We start from the raw sequence: 2,751 nt of genomic DNA, 5'->3' as shown, positions 1-2,751 counted from the left end.
AAGCGTGTCTTCGATGACGGCAAGTGGACCCTGTTCTCGCCATCGGAAGTGCCAGACCTGCACGACCTGACCGGCAAGGCCTTCGAAGAGCGCTACGAGTACTACGAAGCCCTGACCGAGTACAACAAGATCAAGGTGTTCAAGACCATCCAGGCCAAAGACCTGTGGCGCAAGATGCTGTCGATGCTGTTCGAGACCGGCCACCCGTGGCTGACCTTCAAGGACCCGTGCAACCTGCGTTCGCCGCAGCAGCACGTGGGCGTGGTCCACAGCTCGAACCTGTGCACCGAGATCACCCTGAACACCAACAAGGACGAGATCGCGGTCTGCAACCTGGGCTCGATCAACCTGCCGAACCACATTGTCGATGGCAAGCTGGACACCGCCAAGCTGCAACGCACCGTGAACACCGCCGTGCGCATGCTCGACAACGTGATCGACATCAACTACTACTCGGTGCCGCAAGCGCGTAACTCGAACCTCAAGCACCGCCCTGTCGGCCTGGGCATCATGGGCTTCCAGGATGCGCTGTACCTGCAGCACATTGCCTACGGTTCCGACGCTGCCGTCGAGTTCGCCGACAAGTCGATGGAAGCGGTCAGCTACTTCGCTATCCAGGCTTCGTGTGACCTGGCCGACGAGCGTGGCGCCTACGAGACCTTCCAGGGTTCGCTGTGGTCCAAGGGCATCCTGCCGCTGGATTCGCAACAGATCCTGATCGAAGCCCGTGGCCAGAAGTACATCGACGTCGACCTGAACGAGAGCCTGGACTGGGCGCCAGTTCGTGCCCGCGTACAGAAAGGTATTCGTAACTCGAACATCATGGCCATCGCGCCAACCGCGACCATCGCCAACATCACCGGCGTGTCGCAGTCGATCGAGCCGACCTACCAGAACTTGTACGTGAAATCGAACCTGTCGGGCGAGTTCACCGTGATCAACCCGTACCTGGTTCGCGACCTGAAGGCCCGCGGCCTGTGGGACTCGGTCATGATCAACGACCTGAAGTACTACGACGGTTCGGTGCAGCAGATCGAGCGCATTCCGCAAGAGCTGAAAGACCTGTACGCCACTGCGTTCGAAGTTGAAACCAAGTGGATCGTCGACGCAGCCTCCCGTCGCCAGAAGTGGATCGACCAGGCTCAGTCGCTGAACCTGTACATCGCTGGCGCCTCGGGCAAGAAGCTGGACGTGACCTACCGCATGGCCTGGTACCGTGGCCTGAAAACCACCTACTACCTCCGTGCCCTGGCCGCGACCAGCACCGAGAAGTCGACCATCAACACCGGCAAGCTCAACGCCGTTTCCAGCGGTGGCGACAGCGCCCCGGTCCAGGCAGCCGGCCCTGCGCCAGTGCCGAAGGCCTGCGCGATCGACGAGCCTGACTGCGAAGCCTGCCAGTAAGGCCTGAATGCCGTGCGGGGTGCCCTTGGGTGCCCCGCGCGGCATTTTTGTATCTGCGCCCCGGAGAAACCTTGCCCTTTGCCCAGCACTCGCACAGCTCGGTAAAAGAACAGGACCTCTCAAAAAAGGATGTAAGCCCATGGCGCGGAAAAAAGTGGCATCTCGCAAGATTGGTCGCAACGCTGAAACCGGCCGCTTCACCTCGGTCGAACAGGCACGCAAGCACCCCAAGACACACATCGTCGAAACGCTGCACCCGACTCGCTAGCTGCGAGTTGACTCGTTCCCTGTAGGAGCGGCCTTGTGTCGCGATGGGGTGCGAAGCGCCCCCACGATTTCAGCTTCGCAGCATGGATCGACGGGGCCGCTAGGCGGCCCTATCGCGACACAAGGCCGCTCCTACAAGGATCGCGAAAACCCCACATGATGTGCTCTAAAAATAAAAACCCACAACATGTAGTGCCTCCCGCTTTTTACCGCTACACTCCATCCCCGTAGTAAACAACACAAACCCGGTGAACGGACGCACGCAATTCCGGTCGAAAAACTTACCCTCGCCCGCAAGAGACGCGCCCCGATCCAAGGCGAAATCCTATATACTTCGCCCCCTCTGAAAAGAGCACCATTCAATTGTCCTGGCCCCTCCCCGAGGCCTGGCCAGGTACAAGCCAGAACACATTCAGATGTAAACGAGAGTCAGCCTCTCGAGCTGATCATTTGCCCATTGGCCGTGCGTCAGGCATCACATTCTTTAAATCCAAGCGGTTGCCCCAGGGCAACCCTCAAGCAGGAGCCAAACCATGCTGAGCTGGGACGAATTCGACAAAGAAGACGGCGAAGTAGCCGCCAAAGGCAACAACCCTGCGCAGGCCGCTGCCGCCGCTACCCTCGACAAGCTCGACAGCGCCGGTGGTGCTGCCGCCTTGGAAGCCCGTGCGGCGACCGCTTCTGACTCCGAAGCCGTCAAGCGTGCCAAGGCTGCCCTGGACGCCCTCGACATTGCCGAAGGCCTGGCCGAGCTGGAAGGCTCCTCGGCCCGCGTTGCCGTTGACGAAAAGCGCATGATCAACTGCCGTGCCGACCTCAACCAGCTGGTCCCGTTCAAGTACGACTGGGCCTGGCAGAAGTACCTGGACGGCTGCGCCAACCACTGGATGCCGCAAGAGGTCAACATGACCGCCGACATCGCCCTGTGGAAGAGCCAGGACGGCCTGACCGAAGACGAGCGCCGCATCGTCATGCGCAACCTCGGCTTCTTCTCCACCGCCGACTCGCTGGTTGCCAACAACCTGGCCCTGGCCGTGTACCGCCTGATCACCAACCCGGAGTGCCGCCAGTACATCCTGC

The 2,751-nt window shown here is 60.6% G+C and carries 3 protein-coding genes; all 3 read left to right on the top strand.

What is annotated here, in order from left to right; all coding sequences use genetic code 11:
* Window positions 1-1,404: ribonucleoside-diphosphate reductase subunit alpha (locus tag ACI2KG_RS11400; protein ID WP_404661981.1), on the top strand; the 1,404-nt coding region annotated here is incomplete at its 5' end.
* 139 nt (window positions 1,405-1,543) lie between these two features.
* Window positions 1,544-1,672, top strand: coding sequence for a hypothetical protein (locus ACI2KG_RS11395; RefSeq protein WP_400613311.1), 129 nt, complete (start codon window positions 1,544-1,546; stop codon window positions 1,670-1,672).
* Between the two features lie 532 nt (window positions 1,673-2,204).
* Window positions 2,205-2,751 (top strand): ribonucleotide-diphosphate reductase subunit beta (locus ACI2KG_RS11390; protein ID WP_404661980.1); only part of this gene is annotated, 547 nt, incomplete at its 3' end.

Origin of the sequence: Pseudomonas sp. NPDC089407 (genome assembly GCF_044900445.1) — a bacterium.
Lineage (GTDB): Bacteria > Pseudomonadota > Gammaproteobacteria > Pseudomonadales > Pseudomonadaceae > Aquipseudomonas.
Note: the sequence above shows the minus strand (reverse complement) of the source record. Positions and strands in the feature narration are given on the sequence as shown.